The sequence below is a fragment of the Vibrio sp. 1078-1 genome (assembly GCF_033340475.1).
Genome location: NZ_JAWOWM010000014.1, coordinates 1 through 15,911, shown reverse-complemented (window position 1 = coordinate 15,911; position 15,911 = coordinate 1). Strand labels below are relative to the sequence as shown.

Here is a 15,911-nt window from a genome sequence, read left to right as displayed (position 1 = left end):
TTACCTACTCATCGTTAAATTATCAAACAAGGTGTTGGCCATGTTGTTAGTGATAGTTAGTTCCGTCCCATCTACTTTATGGTTTACTCGTTGGGTGATTGGATTTTGACGCATCTCTATATGTTCTAAGAGAGAAGGGAAAAGACGCTTAGTGATAGAAAACTGAAACTTTAGAGCTTCTTTGTTCAGTTGTGAGTTAATGTAAAAAGCTGAGCTAAGGGAACTACAAAGAGTTGGGCTGGTAGAAGGCTTATATAGGCCAAGTTCATTTAAGCTTTGTAAGATCTGGATATCTGGGGAGCTGCGTTTTAAACCAGGCTGAACTAGTTCTTCAGTTGACAAAATAGGTCCACCAGCATCAGCTAGATACGTCTTTTTATCGCTCAAGCCCAAAGCACTTTTTGTAAATTCAGTTACCATTTCTACTTCTGAATGTTTGCTGTACACGGAACGATGATCAACGACATAAATAGCTGAGTGGGCTTGGTTTCTTTCTGTTAATGCCGCAAATCTTTCCATGTCTATAGCTACACAAAGCTCGCTTAGGGTATCTTCTACGGAGTTCTCTGCACTTGGATACCAATAATTCTCGGTCACACGCCCGTATGAAAGCTTTCCAGATTGATATAAGTCTTGAAGATTATTTGCGATATCACAGACAGGCGTATCGTAGTGTATTGCTACGTTCTGGTAGATGTTTAAGGTTGATGGCGGTTTCGTTGGAACTTCAACTAATTCAGACTCGGCTGACTTTAGGGAAGTGTTGTAAGTTAGGGCTTTAACGGAACTTTCATCATCTAAGAATGTAGCTACATTAAGAGTAGGTGTATCCATTAAATGGCTTGCAACCATTAACTTATGAATACTCGTTGGTCCAATACCCTGATTAATACCATAATTGGCTACTTTAAGATTTAATAGTCGTTCTGTATGTGCTTGTGCTACAACGTCTAGGTTTATTGGCCTAACCTTACTCAGTGCTGTTTTTATGCCTAAAGGTGATAACTCACTCAGATCGGCTTTCACAAGTGAACGACCATATTGATTTGCTATGGTTTGCAATTGGTAGGCGATGTACTCTCCTTGTTCGTCAGCATCTGTCATAGCGATAACATTGTCTGAGCGTTGAATTTGAGTAGACAGATACTGGTATACGTCAGAGTTCCTTGGGGACCACTTTAGAGAAGGGTCTCCGACCTTAAAATCGAAAACTCTCCCCATAGTAAATCCGCAAGTAAACTCTTCTTGAATACCTAGTGCACCTAGAGCCAAGTTAACTTGCTTCGATTTAAGGCTGCTTTCAACAAGTATTAAATTCACATTACCACCCTTTTTTCACATCCCATTTTGGTTTGGTAGATTGGTTGGTATCTCTTGATGAACTAGGAAGGTTTTGTTCAGATTGAGGGTAAACGGCTTGTCTGCTTGTACCGTTTCTACAAGGTATTAAGTTACCTTCAGAGTCAAAGAAACTGTCTAACTCTGAGCATATTGGCAAAGTTGGGTCTTTCTCAGGGTCATAAGGTTCTGGGTCTGGTTCAGTTACCTCTCCTTCATCATCCTTACAGTATGTAATTCCATTTTGTGTATAACATTCTCTGTCTCCATGATCAGGGTCTTCTATGTCTATAATGTCACCGCCACCATTCCCATCAGACGCACATTCGTACGAAACCAGTTTTCCCTTGTCGTCATAGACAGGGCAAAATTTACTTTGCATCTCAATTTGATCATCGAAGATGCCTTCCATCAAATTATCTAGGTCGAGGTCTACACTATCTGGAATCGCATCAAGTACAGGGCCAAGTGCGTCGTCAATGCCTTGCTGCCCAATATCCTGAATGGTATCGCATAGAGCTCCTTGTAAACCATCGAGGCTAAACGAAGGTAGACCTGGCAAACTAAAAGAGAAATCACACCCTTGAGTCGGGTCTATATAAGCAAATGGGTTTCCCATCTTAGGATTGCTTGTATCTACGTCACATATACCAGCTGAAGGTGCTGGCAATGAGACTTTTTGTCGACATACCCTTGCTGCTTCACTCTTAAAGGGAGTGACAGTTGCAATGACTGAAGCTAGAAGTGCAAAACGAATAATTTTATTATTATCCATCCTTAGTATTCTCCTGAATTAATCTTTTGTGAGTTGCCAGTGCCAATCGAGTTGCATCCTCACTCATATATTGCTTGTCGAATTCGATTAGAAAGTTGAAGAGGTTTAATCTTGTGTGAAGAATTTTGGCAAACTTATACCGGTTTCGGTTTTCTATACTTTGACTCGCTAGAGTTTGGTTCGCGTGGATAGAGACAATGTAATTCCATTTGTGATCGTTTTGACTAAAAGCCCCCAGCCAACCAAAAGCAGCTAAAGACGTTTTTAGCGGTAAGCACCCCAAAATTACGAGTAACCGATCGGCTTGCTCTTGCACATCCTGATTCAATGGGAAATTTGCTAATTGAGGTAGGTTTTCAGCAATGCGATTAAGTTCTCTTAATGATGGAGACTGATCCTCAACAACCCAGCTTTCTCTGGCCTCAAAGGATGAAATGCTGCTCATTACTTTTGGCTCAACCTCTTGCCAGTATTCATCTATCCATTTTTTATCGAACGTTAGTCTAATCATAGGTGACTTTTGGGTTTTGCTGATGTTGTTTTTTATTGTAATATGACATTAGTTTCGAGTCTATTAGAGGTTGAAATGAAATTCAATAACTCAATTATCGGCCCATTGGTCGACCCACAAATGCATATCTTAAGAAACCACCCTGCCTCGAATCGCGAGGTTGGACTAAACGATGCAAAGTTCGAACATATGTGTCTGCAAATTGGTGTTTCAGAATACGCATTGAATACGGATAGGGCGTTGAAGACTGGTCATTCTATTGAACATACACAAGTGCCTGAACTCGACTTCTCCGAACTATTCAACGAAGCAACTCCATCCAAACCATCAAATGATGGAAACTCACCGTCTCAACCAACTCAAGACCTATCATTTGATATTGGTGGGTTTGATTTATAGAGAGCACGCTAATGTTTAAGAAAACGTTATTAAGTTTATCCCTGGCGGTCTTATTGCCAGGGACAGCAAACGCCGTAATCTGTACAGACCCAACAGGCTTAGGTCAGATAATCAGCCAAAGTGCTCAAGATGCGATGTTATGGGCTGAAGAAAAGGGTTTAAAGATTTCTGAAATGACAATGACAGAACTAATGGAGGAATGGAAAGCATCTCAAGATACGATGCGCGAACTCGCATCAACACAGGCCATTTCTAACAGTGTTTCGGAAACTTCTAACCTTGAGCTTCAAGCAAAGATGGAACCCTCACCATTGATGTGTGATGGCATAGCAGCGGTGTCTGCACTTTATGAAGCTACAGATGACTTTTATTGCGAAGCCCAGACAAATAGCCTTGATTTTGCTGTGCAGCTTTCAGATGAAATTGATTGTGAAGGAGATAGATGTGAAACAGGGCTGCAATCATTAGCAGATGAGTCTGTATCACTTTTAGAGGGCGTTACGCATGGAGATACTGTTGAACTCGATTTATTAAATATAAAAGGTGTTTTACCCGGCATGGGTGAAGGTGGCTACTCCAAATCAACTGATGAGAAAGAGCGCACTGACACCATGCTTAAAGTACTTTTTAGCTCCGGTGAAATAAATAAAATGCCCCGCGGTGAGAATAACCAAGTTATCAATGAAAACTCGGGTGCAGATGCAAAGATGGCTTACAACCGATGGCTTAAACGTCATCTAAGAACTACAGCTGGATTTAATACAGCTCTTAGAGTTAACGGGCTCACCAACCCTCGTGATGAAAATGGGCGCCCTATTCAATCTATTCTTGAGCAAATAAAGGCTGATATTGATTTCTATAACTCTCCTGAGCAAATAAAGCTCTACGGAAATGGTGGTGACAAGTCTTGTTATTCACGCAAAGCCGCAATGGTAAATACCCAGCGTGAAATGGATGATTGGTTAAACACACCAGCTGGTCAAGCTTGCAAGGCTAATTTTACCACTGTGGAACAAGTCCAAAGAATGAACGCTCAAATTGATGCAAGGGTCCTTGCTCTGCTGGGTCATATACTGGATTCCCAGTTATCAAGCGAATTCAATTTAGGCTTACAAACTCAACTGCTAAATGAAATAGCTGGAAATGCAAGGAAATACTAATTATGGCTGTAGAGGTCACTGACGTTCTAGAGCGGTTTCTGACGCATGAATTTGTCATTTTAGTTGATGGAATAATCCTAGTAGCTCAGGGGCTGGGTTTATATCTATTTGTCCAGGGTGTCTATTTATGGCTTGCCCTCATGAGGACAAGAACGTCGTCCCCCATGGTTAGCCAAATGTATGGAAGTCCTCCCTCACCTAAATTGATAATGGCAGTTTTTATAGCTTCAGCATTTATGTGGAAATTTGGAGAAGGAATAGCTGCTTGGGGGAGTCTATTTTGGCATGGTTCAGGATTAGATTTTAGCACTCCCTATTCTGCGGCAATGTTTGATGACATAAGTCAGCGAGCTACTAACCTAGTCAATGTTTCTACCGTAGGAACGGGGATGCAAACTCGTTCTATTGCTATACGAGCTTGTTTTGCGGTCATGTCTATTTACGGAGTTATATCTTACTTCAGAGGTGTGATGGGAATAACTCTCTTAGCCAATCCACAGATGTCAGGACAAATTAAGTTTAGTCATATTGTTGTTCATATGGGGTTCGGAATTTTCCTTGTGTACATCGATTTCTTCTATCAATCACTGAGCAACACTATCACAGCTGCAACCATGAACTGAGGTCCCCTATGGCAACTTGTGCAGATTTTACTCTTACTTGTATAGAGGCTCATGTTCAGACAGGGTCGACAACAAACTTTTTAGCAATTTTATTCGGTGGTTGGGTACATCACCTTTTTGGTAATCAGAGTGTAGAAGCGACATTGACGCCTTTAATGGTCATGTTGGGGGGGCTCAATTTCTTAGCCCTACTCTATGGATCAATAAATGTAATATATAACTCTGGTCACATCATGATGAATGCTGCTGCTACAGGTCATGTCTTTGGGAAAATGTCACCATACGTTCCATTAAGAATTGCAATAGCGTTGGGGTCATTGGCGCCTATGATTCATGCTGCTGGTTCCTTTGTGTCGGTAGGACAAGCTTCTGGGATGTATGTAATCGTCCATGGTGCGGGAGCAGCTGATGTATTCTGGAAAGCTGGAGTAAATGATTATGTGAATCATACTGGAGCGCAAATAGCGTCTACGAATGTAGGTGAAGTGTTCTCAGTTGGAGAAACTATGGTTTCTATGCTTTCTTGTGCTGAGTTGTTTGAAAGCTCAAATGATAGAAAATTCACTTTAAAATCGATTAATTCAAATGGGACATCTAGCATATTCCCAACCGACTCATTTCCATCATTTTCACGAATCAGCTCAATGTACCCTAATTCAAGCGGGTCTTCTTCTTCTCTTAATTATGTCGATGAGCCTATAGGAAAGAATGGGGCTGAAAATACTGGCGCTATTTTAGAATTTCGTGGAGGAGCCTGTGGTTCAATCAGGTTTGATTTCGCCCGTAAACCTACAGCTAGCTCATCAGTGGAGCAAAAGCTTGCATATTACTCGAACTACTACGGTACAGAGGCTACGTTCACTTTCATGTCAGAATTACACACGCTTGTATCGAGTATGTTATCGCGGCTGAAGAACGCAGATTTATCAAAATATGTAACGGCAATGCGAAGAAGTGATGACTCTTATTATCGTGAATATTTACTCAATGAATTAGGCTCTAAAGAGTTAGCTGAAAACCTATTCAAAGCGCACGTTGATTTAGCAATGTGTAAGTCTAAAGTTGTAGAGCGCGGTTATATGGGGGAGTTATCTCAGTCTTGGCAGGGTCAATATGAAGCAAGTCGTTGCGGTAGTTCTAAAGCGAATATCAGCATATCAGGCTCATCCTCGCTGGTCGAAGAGTTAACAGAAGGGGGCTGGATGATGGCTCCTCTAGCGTTTAGTCGTATGAATGGAATGATGCAATTAGCTTCATCTGGAGTAGGTTTTTCATTAGACAATGTAATGAGTACAAATATACCGGAAAGAACCAGTTTTTGCCGTTCTGTATTCTCATGGATTCCAAGTATAAACCTTTTCGATTCCTCTCTTGATGATGAAATAGATGAAGCAAACGAATGTAAGACGTATTGGCTGGCAAGCAATTTTCCAAAGTTCACTTGGAACTTAACTGAACAACTTGCAATGAGTGGAGACATAAAATCAGATTGGCCTGAGGCGCAGAAGTTGAATAACTGGTCCGCACTAATGGCCGTTCACTCGACAAATGAAAACGCAAAAGCAGCGGCGACTGGCAACGAGTCTGCAATAGTATCTGTTGCTTCCGGAATATTAAGCTCAGCTCTAAGCCTTGGTAATTATAATGGTAATCTGGCATCTGCAATAGAAACGCCAGGGATGAGCGGCATTGACTATGATGGAGCTCTATTCGACGTTACAGGGTCTACAAATGCTTTGGCGTTATTATCTACGTTAGGTGAAGCGCTTAAGAACATTTGGTACATCGTTGTATTGGCAACTGAAGGCGCAGATGTCATCAAAGGTGCCCTCGAGAGTTCTGCTTTGTCAGCTCCATTCGCTATACCTTTGGCCTTCTTCGTTAAAACAGTCGCTCCACTGGTTGTATCTAGCCTTATCGGTGCTTTTATTCTAGGAAATGTATTGCCAATGGTGCCAATAATTACATTCCTATTTGTTGTTACCGCTTTTTTCATCATTTGTGCCGAAGCTCTGGCAGGCATTGCCCTGGGCAGTGCTTTATTATCCTCTGCTGCAGGTGAAGGGCTAATGGCTGTTCATGGTCTAAGAATGGCAGCTCTCTACGGAGCCATATTCCTGAGGCCGACTCTTCATGTAATTGGATTAATGCTTGGTTTTGCAATGTGTAACCTCAGCTTAGCTTTCCTTAATAGCGTTTGGTGGAAGTCCATTGGAGTTAACCTACCCTCCTCTTGGGATCTTTTTGATTTAGTGATGCTTACAGGAGGATATCCAATCGTTCTATTTGGTTTACTTGTTTATTGTCTAAAAGCTCCGAACTTATTTGCCAACAATTTAATGTCTTGGGTTGCTACAGATGCTATTGGTCAATTTGGTGATTCTGATCAGTACCTATCAGCAACGAATGGTACCTTCAACAAAATGTCTGATGCTTTTAATGGTTCACTTCAGAAACAACAACCTCAACAGGATCAGCAAGGCAATGGTAATAATGGCAGTGGTAATAACGGAAATGGAAACACAGGAAATGGCGAAAAGTCTGAACGACCACCAAGTGCAAGCAAATAGGACTATGTAATCTATGATACTTTCAACTTTTTTTAAAAACGCCACAAGCAAGACCCCAAATGATTGGACATGGAATATGTTTAGACTGAGGTTTTGGACTGAGTGGGTTCATATAACCCCTATAGATAGAGCTCTGGAGAGTATTCATAATGAATACAGGCTCCCTGGAGGCCTACTAAATGAAATAAAGTCTGCAAGAGATTATCAGCAATCTTTTGACCCTTTAACGTCCCTGCCTTATCTAGACTCATACACCGAAGTCAATAGAGAGTACCTACTGAAACATGGTTATAGCTTGTTTGAATCGAGTGTGCTTTCAGAGGCTAATGGAAGTGTTCCTGATTTTAAGAAAGACAGTAATCGTTTGTTGGTTCTAAAACACGAGGAGCGTCCCAGTGATTCTAATGAGCAGCTAGCAAACGATATGCTTGAAATTAGCCCTCATCTACCTCAGTTGACAGCCTCTGAATCAGCGAACCGTTTGATTTTAAAAAAAGGGGAAGATGGACGGTATGATTTAACCATTCAGCGTACCGAAGTGAAGCCAACTACGTACATGGAACTTGTTAGAGCTGTCCCCGCCCATATGAAAATGGTTCCGTTCATGGAGACCCCCGTACACTTCAATCTTGTACCTTTCGATGAGGTTGTTAAAGCTGGTTTCGACATGAATGATGAACAGGTTGAAGGCAAAGCCAGAAACCTACAGCTGTCTATTTGGCTAACGCTATTTTTCGTATTGGCTTTTTGCTTCTTCGCTGTAAACAGTGTTGCCAAATTTATTATTGTAACGATAGTAACCTCGGAGGTTCAATTTAGTTACCTAATGACATCCATGTATTTGACCTTGCTAAGTGCATTTACTTCCTTTATCTATTTTCATTACCTGCATTTATATTGGCAATATGACACCAATCGCTTTGGTTCTGTGTATTCATTTTTAGTTGCCATCAAAAAAGATCCTATGCGTTTACTGCCACTTTCCAATAAAGCCGAGGTAAATCATGTTTAAAACCTTTGTGATTTACAAGTTACCTGAAGACTTCAACTTGGACCCAAATCTGCACTCTGAAATGTTTGAAAGGTTGAAGGCTAAACCTTTGACTGGTGCGATTAAGACTAAATATGGTTGGGCTGAGTTACTGCAATCAAATAAACCTTACATTAAGCTGGAAAACGATTACATTTTTCGTATAGAAAAGCGCTTTAGGTCTGTTGCATCTAGTACATTGGATGAAGCTGTCAGGCAGAAAATGATTCAGCTTGCACAAGATTCCCCCAGGACATGGGGAGTAAATGCCAAGGTTTCTTCACAAGATGTCAAGAATTTACGTGAAATGTGTGAAAACCTTCTTATACCGAAATCGCTTACACGTTTCAAAGATATCATTGTTTGGTTTAATACTGAGCTAAAGTTTCTTTTTATCGGTTCAAGTGGAAACAAAGAAGTTGAAGCGATTATTGATTTATTCAGGCTTACATTCAAAACATTTCCTGCGAGCCCGCTAACAGTTAATAATGATGTTTCGAGTGTATTTACTAGTTGGCTTAGCAGCCTGGAGTTACCGCCTACGTTGGCAATTAAAAATGGTGATATTGCATTTGAGAATAGAGCGAACGGTGCGAACAAGGTGAGATACAGTAACCAGGATATTGAGTCAGATGAAATCAATGCTAATTTACTAGCGCAAAAGCGCCCACTTCAACTATCTTGCGAATGGAACGCCACTTTAGGGTTTACTGTTAATAACGAATTAAAGTTTTCTAAGATCAAGCAACTAGGGCTGTTAAAAGAGAAAATAAAAACGGCCAATAAGGAAATGGAGATCAATAATCCCGCCCAGGAGATGGAAGCAAAAAGAGTTAAAGATATGACCTCCTACACTTTAACTCGACTGTCAATATTGAACCTTATAAAAGAAATCTTACCTTCATTAAATAGCTCAACTGGATTCGCTGGTGGTGCACAATCGAATACATCTGAGCTAATAGAGGGATTTGTTGAAAGCATTGATTGATGTATAAGGGCCATGATCTCGTGTTTATCGTGAAGAACGCCACGTAGATGAGCTGAAAACAAGAAACGTAATTTAAGGGGAAATGATGAAATTGAAAAGCATATTAACATTAGCTATCGCACTGCCTCTTTTGAGTGCTTGTGACCTAGTAGATGATTATAACGAAATGGTCAATGAGCAAATGGCTGATATTACTATCTACATCTCACCTGTAGCTGAGCTACAGATTGATGATAGTGAAATTGGTTATGTTCATGGATTCGAAGAGTGCCCCAACGAGTCCGTAAATTGGTTGTTTGGGTACTCTCATTCAGTTGGAGGCAATAATTGCATCAAAATAGATCCTGAAAATGAAAACATCAAAGTGCGAGTTATAAACGACCAAGTTAACTTAATTGAAACATGGAATGTATCTAGGGTTGGTGATGCCGTTTCACTAACTAGACCAAACGGCTTCAAAGTCCGTGAACCATCTAACCAGTCGTAGGGGGAAAAGGATGCCTAAGCCTCGCGGTAGGTTTATCGGCCACAAGCAGTTTGCTGTCGATCCCAATTGGGTTAAAAGCCAACAAGAGATTCGAGCTATCAAAGAGCGAAAGCGTTTTGTTGAGTGGTCGAAAAACTGGATTACGGTAACTCGACTAAAAACAGATCGATTGTGGACAGATTCAGCTATCAAGAAGTGGCTTGGCGAGCCAAAAAACCAAGCAAAATACAAAGTATTTGCTGTGGAAGATGTTAGAAAAGCTGAACGGAAAAAAGCGTTTAAAGAGTGGTTAGCACCTCGACTAGATAAAAAGCTGGCAACTAATCCACACTTTAAAATCAAGAAAATTGGAACTGTATAACGACCAAGGGGAAAATATTGTTACCATGTAGATCATGGTCTGGAAAATCCACCCTGTAGATTTGTAAAGTCTGGAAAACCTACTAGCCTCTGTATATCTAGTACATATGGAGGCTAGTATGGTTACCGTTGTAAACTCGAAAAGTTTTGATGTTCCCCGAATATACCCAACGTCATATAAATCAACCTCCATTCATCTGAGTGGGTTTCCTACGTTCTACTCTAAAGACAACGAATATCTGCTTCCGGTTAATCTCTGGTTCAATTATTTGGTTAACATTCGAAAAGCAGCCGACATAACAGCAAGTGTTCGTGCTCTTAAAAGATATTGGCAATTCTTAGAAACGAATAATTACTCTTGGGACAATTTCCCAGTAAACGACTACCTAAAACCTACCTACCGCTTTCGAAATGATGACCTATTAAAAGCAGCGAGGTGTGGTGAGATCGCCTTTTCTACAGCGTCTATGTAGATTCTTCATGTCATCAAGTTTTATGAATGGGCTGCTCATGAGAGATTCATAACGTTCACTGAAGAGAATAAACCCTTTAACTACCAAATAGTCCATATTGCTAACTCAGGAATGATGAGTCATAACAAACCTAAGTTTGCAATACGCTCAACTGATCTCAGGATCAGAAAGCCAACAAGAAATGAACAACAAAAACTTAACCCACTCTCTAGACAAGAGTTAGTTTTCTTCGCGGATTGCCTTTTAGAAAGCTCTGAAGAATTCATGATTCATCAACTTCTTCAAGTTCAGTCGGGGTTGCGCGTTGAAGAGGCTTGTACATTTCCGTTGTCGGTTGTTGAAATGCCTAGACAACATATTCATAGATACGAAGTTGAAATCGGTGTTCACAACGGCGTACACACAAAATTCAATAGAACTCGTAAAGTAGAAATACCCAACCAATTAATGCGTAAAATGTATGATTACTCAGTTAGTGAACGTCGACTAAGACGCAGCCAAAAGTCTGAAAAAGAATACAAAACACTCCTTCTCAACAATTTAGGTAACCCTCTTTGCAGTAACAACATCCAGCAGCACTTTCGGCGCTTAAAACATCGTATCCAAGACAAACACCATATCCGGTTCAATCATCGAACTCATGATTTAAGAGCGACTTATGGCACCTACCGTCTTGATTCATTACTTGAACATTATCCGGATGTTGGAGATGCGATGGCTTTACTTATGGGGTGGATGGGACACAAAGATGATAAAACAACATGGAAGTACATCCGATACCTAAGAAAAGAAAAAGCAAACCAGAGCGCCATGGTGATGTTAGATCAAATATTAGAGGAAGCAATGCTATGACTTATTCTCCTCCGCAACTAACCATAAAACTTCGCACCGGGGTCAAACAAACGTTCACGTATGACTTCACTCGTTTTTTCTACAAAGGTGTTGCTTTTAAAAGAAATTTACAACACGCAGAACCTGCAAATCGAGATTCCGATGTTATTAGATGGTACCGAATATTCAGCGAGACAAATGAATACTCGGATCTAACAAAACAAAGCTACCTGCGAGATTTTGCAAAGTACGTTCGTTTTTGTGATTCGAAAAAACTTAATCCAGAAAGCTCAACAGCTGTCGAATCATGGGAACGACACTTAATAGAGCAAGTTCGAATCTCTTCAATGAATGTCAATTCTGCAAGAAAAATGATTTCTTGCTCTAAAAAATGTTTGGAAATGTTTGGTAACCCAAGCGCTGAGTGGTTTTCCCCTTACAGTTTATTTCGATCCGAACCCAATCCAACTCAAGGCTACTCGGATAGAGAGCTATCTTCCTTGATCAAAATTATCCACTCCTTTTTCAGACAGATCTCCAAACAAATAATGGATAGTCCAGAAGTTCACTTAAATGCATCCGGCAATCAAAGAACAGCATCCTTTACCTATAACCAACATACACATGAGATTGCCTCCCCAATAACAAAATGTTTTAGTGCTGCCTATTTCATGCTGTCGTATTACACATGGGGTAACACGACTGTCCTGCTAAATATGACAAAACCTAAAGAAAAAGTGTTTGAAGGTGGCAAGTGGTTTGAACAAAGCGTGTTAAAGCCACGAGCAAATAAATACGTATCTATATCTATTGGTGATAACGGTACATTCCATGTTCCCAAGATTGCCCTTCGATTTTTTGAACAGTTGTTGAAACTGAGTAGTCTTATATCTTCAGAACCTCACCTCCTTTGGCGTGCTAAAAAAGGAAACATAGCTCCCTTGGAACAAGGGCACATACAAAACTTCTCAAAATGGCTGCAAGAAACATTCGCTATCAAATCTGATGAAGGTGAGCCACTACGCCCTATGGCGTCAAAGTTTCGTGCCAGTGGCAGTTATCGATATTTATCGAAAACCGGAAATGCCACAGAAACAGCGTTGCTCTTAGGTAATACTCCTTACACACTATCAAAACACTACTCCTCAGGTAATCAGGTTGAAAACCAGAAACAACTACTTGCAGCAACTCACACTATTGAAGGGGCAGCTAGATGCTCAGATATAAACAATGCAAAAGAGTTTGCAAAAAAAGAACTAGGACTAGAAGTTCTTCCCTATGAGGATTTTCTTAACAAATATGCAGATAAACATAGTCAAAAGACGATCATTGGAACTGGTTGTAAAGATGTCTATTCCAACCAAGCTGATAAATATAGACGAAGGAATAATTTCAGTCCTAAAGACTTTCTCGTCGACCACCTAGCATGTTCTGACATTCAGAATTGTTTCAACTGTGAAAATCAAGTCATCATTGAAAGTATCGAAGACATCTGGTGTCTATTGAGCTACCGGGATTCCATCGTTGACTCCAAAGTTCACCATCTCAATGAACAACACTTTAATAAAAACTATTCTGAGCTTTTAAGCTCTATCAATCGAATAATGTTTACCATACACCCCAAAGTAAAAAGACTAGCAGAGAAAAAACTACAGAATGAAGGAAGACACCCTCTATGGCCTGAAGGCATTAACTTAGATTTCTAAGGGCACTCTATGACTCCATTATTTGAACTACCTAAGAATATTCTCAAGGAAAATATTTCCGAATATAAAAGAGTGCTCGACTTATATGTAAACAACCATTTTATAGAGTTAAATAATGTAGTTGTGACAAAAAAGTATGATGGTAGTGCTCAAAGCTACTTTGGGGATGAGGAATGGAACTTTTCTGCATACTTAGACACCAGAATAGTCCACAAAAAGCAGGTTATTTTTTCTTCATTTTCAAACGAAAATTTGGCTAAAGAAATGAAACTAATTTGTTTCTCATGGCTCTACATTTCAGGCCATCACAGAAAAGGCGCAGTGATTAAACCAACAACCCTTCTCGCACGTTTTTCAAAACTAGCTCAAGTATACAAATTTCTTGAAAAAAATGGGTTTTCTTCTATTGGAGACCTTTCGTCTAATATTGTCTTCCTTGAGTTTCGTAACCACCTTAAAGCCCAAGACTATCAAAACGCCCAAGTGGAAGCTATTTACAATACATTGACAAGTATACAAAGAGTTGCCAAGTACCTTCCTATCAATTTTTCCATACCACCCGATCAAACTTCAGCCAAGTTCTCTTTTGAGTTAACAGGTAAGACTAAAGAGGAAGGTACTAATCAGTTTTATGCTATGCCGACGAGAATAATGGAAAGGGTTTACGGTTATTGCTTTAGAAAAATTGACGAGTACTACCCACATAGAGAAGCTATCCATGAATTACTGCATGACCTAAGAGAAAACTACGTAGAAGGAAAAAGACGTGTTGATGAGAAAATAGAAAGTGGAACTTGGCAATGGATGAATAAAGAATCTTATGACTATAGAGTCGAAGTCAACAAGCACATGCCTTCTAAGTATAAGTCCATAATTAGTGCTCATTTAGAAAACACTCCTCTAAGCAGCAAGTTGCCCAACGATATACGTAATTTCCACAGTGCAATCATTGAGTTACAAACTATTTGCTTCATCACCTGTGGCGCCCTTACAGGAATGCGTCGTTCTGAGCTATATTGCTTAAACTCCAATAGCTTTCGAGAAAAAGAGGTATATGGTAGAAAATACTATGTTCTCCGCTCAGAACACCACAAATTTGCTCAAGGGAAAGGAAAACCAGCAGAGTGGGTAACAACCAAACTTGCAGAAAAAGCCATCAATATTGCGGAAGCTCTCTCACGGCATATGCGAATTCAACTGTTAGAAGATGAAGACCCAATGAGCGAATATAACTCATCTTGCTTGTGGTTGGGACAAGGGCGTAAATCCTTAAAACCAGTAATTATACAAGACAATAGTATGAGAAGGCATTTTCGACGCATATGTCAAAAAGCAGATGCCAAAATCACCGAAGATGACCTAAATGAATTTCGTCTTATTAACCCTAATAGAGAACCCAAGAAAGCAGCTGAAATTTTAAAAATTGGCAATATTTGGCCGCTAAGCACTCATCAGTTAAGGAGAACATTTGCTGTGTTTTCCAAACGACACAACCTTTGTCACGACATAGCAATAAAACAACAATTTAAGCACTTAGATCTCCCCACATCAGAATGGTATGGAGAAGGAGGCCTTGCCAGTAAAATCAAAGCACTGCAGATCGATACTGAACTCAAGTCATTCATCAACGATGTTATTCAAGAGTCTACAACACAAAAAATCCACGAATGGTACGAAGGAAAGGAGTCTAACAACCTTATGGGGCATATGGCTGGGGCTATCAACAAGAACCGGTTGGCCCTCCCTAAAAAATATAAAGCTTGGGATTCGATAAATGACCACGTCAAGGCCGGTCGTCTAACTCTAGTTGGTACGCTACACTCATATTGCATGGCTGGATATGAGTGCCAGATGCATAAGATAAGTTCACCCGCAAACTGCATGAATTGTGAAAACCAACTCATTGGCCAAGAGCAAGTTGAAAATTGGCAAAAGCGTCATGCTTGGGTCTCTCAACAAGTAAAAGACATGGATGCTATCGGTACCTTAACTAGCTCAATGTACTCTCATTTCATAACGCAGATTAGAGCAGCAGAAAAAGTACTACACCGATTTAAAATTCCATTCGAAAAGTTCGACATAGGAAGCGACCAGTATGAGCAAGTCCCAAATTACGAGGGTTGAGCTGGAAAATGCATTAAAGCGTATTCTGAGTGGGAAAACCGAACGTATAGCTCCAAATAGAAAAATTTCTGTCAAAGCGGTAGAGGAAGAAGCAGGGCTAGGTGATGGCTCGGCCTACTACTACAAAGAAGTCATTGATGAGATAAAAAAATCGGCCTCAAAGCGCTCTCCCAAGAACAATCTTGAGAACATGTTTGAAGAAAAACTATCAAAGCTAAGAGAGCGTTTAGCAAATGAATCTAGGTTAAAAGAGAAGTATCGTTCTCAAGTCGAAGAGTACAAAACTCAATTAGCTGATATGGCAAGTCAGCATAACCAACTCGCCCTAATCATTCAGCAATACCAATACAAAGTTGCTGAATTAGAATCTACAGATACCGTTCAACTATCAAATACGTCAAAAGAATATCGTGACCCCGATTGATATAGTTATCAAGTATTCTCACTACTTAATTGTGCGACCCTGTAAATAATTCTGTGTAACTGTCGGGGTTACATGTATTCAGTGAGTCGGTCTTCGAACATAATCATAAAGC

Annotated in this window: 14 protein-coding genes and 1 pseudogene; 12 read left to right on the top strand and 3 right to left on the bottom strand. The window is 40.2% G+C overall.

What is annotated here, in order from left to right:
- Genes R7190_RS20405 through R7190_RS20395 form a run of 3 tightly spaced genes read right to left on the bottom strand, consistent with a single transcriptional unit; the run spans position 1 to position 2,624 of the window.
- A complete protein-coding gene (locus R7190_RS20405; RefSeq protein WP_025634149.1) occupies positions 1-1,320 on the bottom strand; it encodes a toprim domain-containing protein in 1,320 nt (439 codons plus the stop codon).
- Between the two features lies 1 nt (position 1,321).
- Positions 1,322-2,113: a hypothetical protein gene (locus R7190_RS20400; RefSeq protein ID WP_025634147.1), complete on the bottom strand. Its 792-nt coding sequence runs from the start codon at positions 2,111-2,113 to the stop codon at positions 1,322-1,324.
- A complete protein-coding gene (locus tag R7190_RS20395; RefSeq protein WP_025634146.1) occupies positions 2,106-2,624 on the bottom strand; it encodes a hypothetical protein in 519 nt (172 codons plus the stop codon). The genes R7190_RS20400 and R7190_RS20395 overlap by 8 nt, the downstream gene beginning before the upstream one ends.
- 75 nt (positions 2,625-2,699) lie before the next feature.
- Between R7190_RS20395 and R7190_RS20390 the strand changes: the two genes are divergently transcribed.
- From R7190_RS20390 to R7190_RS20335, 12 genes and pseudogenes are all read left to right on the top strand, one after another.
- Positions 2,700-3,023 (top strand): hypothetical protein, encoded by a 324-nt coding sequence (locus tag R7190_RS20390; protein ID WP_025634145.1) that lies wholly within the window; start codon positions 2,700-2,702, stop codon positions 3,021-3,023.
- Positions 3,024-3,034: 11 nt separating this feature from the next.
- Positions 3,035-4,183, top strand: a complete 1,149-nt coding sequence (locus R7190_RS20385) for a hypothetical protein (RefSeq protein WP_025634143.1) — start codon at positions 3,035-3,037, stop codon at positions 4,181-4,183.
- Positions 4,184-4,185: 2 nt separating this feature from the next.
- The gene (locus R7190_RS20380; protein WP_025634142.1) at positions 4,186-4,806 is read left to right on the top strand and encodes a hypothetical protein; all 621 of its coding nucleotides are present in this window, start codon (positions 4,186-4,188) and stop codon (positions 4,804-4,806) included.
- 8 nt (positions 4,807-4,814) lie between these two features.
- Positions 4,815-7,376, top strand: coding sequence for a DotA/TraY family protein (locus tag R7190_RS20375; RefSeq protein ID WP_206946971.1), 2,562 nt, complete (start codon positions 4,815-4,817; stop codon positions 7,374-7,376).
- A 13-nt stretch (positions 7,377-7,389) separates the two neighbouring features.
- Complete coding sequence (locus tag R7190_RS20370; RefSeq protein ID WP_054574958.1) at positions 7,390-8,388, top strand: hypothetical protein; 999 nt, start codon at positions 7,390-7,392, stop codon at positions 8,386-8,388.
- Positions 8,381-9,394, top strand: coding sequence for a recombination-associated protein RdgC (gene rdgC / locus R7190_RS20365; RefSeq protein ID WP_206946969.1), 1,014 nt, complete (start codon positions 8,381-8,383; stop codon positions 9,392-9,394). The genes R7190_RS20370 and rdgC overlap by 8 nt, the downstream gene beginning before the upstream one ends.
- A gap of 91 nt (positions 9,395-9,485) precedes the next feature.
- Positions 9,486-9,881: a hypothetical protein gene (locus R7190_RS20360; protein ID WP_206946967.1), complete on the top strand. Its 396-nt coding sequence runs from the start codon at positions 9,486-9,488 to the stop codon at positions 9,879-9,881.
- A 10-nt stretch (positions 9,882-9,891) separates the two neighbouring features.
- Positions 9,892-10,242, top strand: a complete 351-nt coding sequence (locus R7190_RS20355) for a hypothetical protein (RefSeq protein ID WP_025634133.1) — start codon at positions 9,892-9,894, stop codon at positions 10,240-10,242.
- A 118-nt stretch (positions 10,243-10,360) separates the two neighbouring features.
- Positions 10,361-11,566: pseudogene (locus R7190_RS20350) on the top strand (site-specific integrase).
- A complete protein-coding gene (locus R7190_RS20345; protein WP_083135616.1) occupies positions 11,563-13,251 on the top strand; it encodes a hypothetical protein in 1,689 nt (562 codons plus the stop codon). The pseudogene R7190_RS20350 and the gene R7190_RS20345 overlap by 4 nt, the downstream one beginning before the upstream one ends.
- Before the next feature lie 9 nt (positions 13,252-13,260).
- Positions 13,261-15,375 (top strand): integrase, encoded by a 2,115-nt coding sequence (locus R7190_RS20340; protein WP_083135615.1) that lies wholly within the window; start codon positions 13,261-13,263, stop codon positions 15,373-15,375.
- Complete coding sequence (locus R7190_RS20335) at positions 15,347-15,799, top strand: hypothetical protein (protein ID WP_031847834.1); 453 nt, start codon at positions 15,347-15,349, stop codon at positions 15,797-15,799. Before R7190_RS20340 ends, R7190_RS20335 begins: the two co-directional genes overlap by 29 nt.
- Positions 15,800-15,911 lie beyond the last annotated feature (112 nt).

What these genes read in the sequence shown, in the direction of transcription:
- R7190_RS20395 (WP_025634146.1), bottom strand. Translation starts at nt 2,624, where the DNA reads ATGATTAGACTAACGTTCGATAAAAAATGGATAGATGAATACTGGCAA.
- R7190_RS20400 (WP_025634147.1), bottom strand. Translation starts at nt 2,113, where the DNA reads ATGGATAATAATAAAATTATTCGTTTTGCACTTCTAGCTTCAGTCATT.
- R7190_RS20340 (WP_083135615.1), top strand. Translation starts at nt 13,261, where the DNA reads ATGACTCCATTATTTGAACTACCTAAGAATATTCTCAAGGAAAATATT.
- R7190_RS20390 (WP_025634145.1), top strand. Translation starts at nt 2,700, where the DNA reads ATGAAATTCAATAACTCAATTATCGGCCCATTGGTCGACCCACAAATG.
- R7190_RS20335 (WP_031847834.1), top strand. Translation starts at nt 15,347, where the DNA reads ATGAGCAAGTCCCAAATTACGAGGGTTGAGCTGGAAAATGCATTAAAG.
- R7190_RS20380 (WP_025634142.1), top strand. Translation starts at nt 4,186, where the DNA reads ATGGCTGTAGAGGTCACTGACGTTCTAGAGCGGTTTCTGACGCATGAA.
- R7190_RS20375 (WP_206946971.1), top strand. Translation starts at nt 4,815, where the DNA reads ATGGCAACTTGTGCAGATTTTACTCTTACTTGTATAGAGGCTCATGTT.
- rdgC (WP_206946969.1), top strand. Translation starts at nt 8,381, where the DNA reads ATGTTTAAAACCTTTGTGATTTACAAGTTACCTGAAGACTTCAACTTG.
- R7190_RS20370 (WP_054574958.1), top strand. Translation starts at nt 7,390, where the DNA reads ATGATACTTTCAACTTTTTTTAAAAACGCCACAAGCAAGACCCCAAAT.
- R7190_RS20345 (WP_083135616.1), top strand. Translation starts at nt 11,563, where the DNA reads ATGACTTATTCTCCTCCGCAACTAACCATAAAACTTCGCACCGGGGTC.
- R7190_RS20355 (WP_025634133.1), top strand. Translation starts at nt 9,892, where the DNA reads ATGCCTAAGCCTCGCGGTAGGTTTATCGGCCACAAGCAGTTTGCTGTC.
- R7190_RS20385 (WP_025634143.1), top strand. Translation starts at nt 3,035, where the DNA reads ATGTTTAAGAAAACGTTATTAAGTTTATCCCTGGCGGTCTTATTGCCA.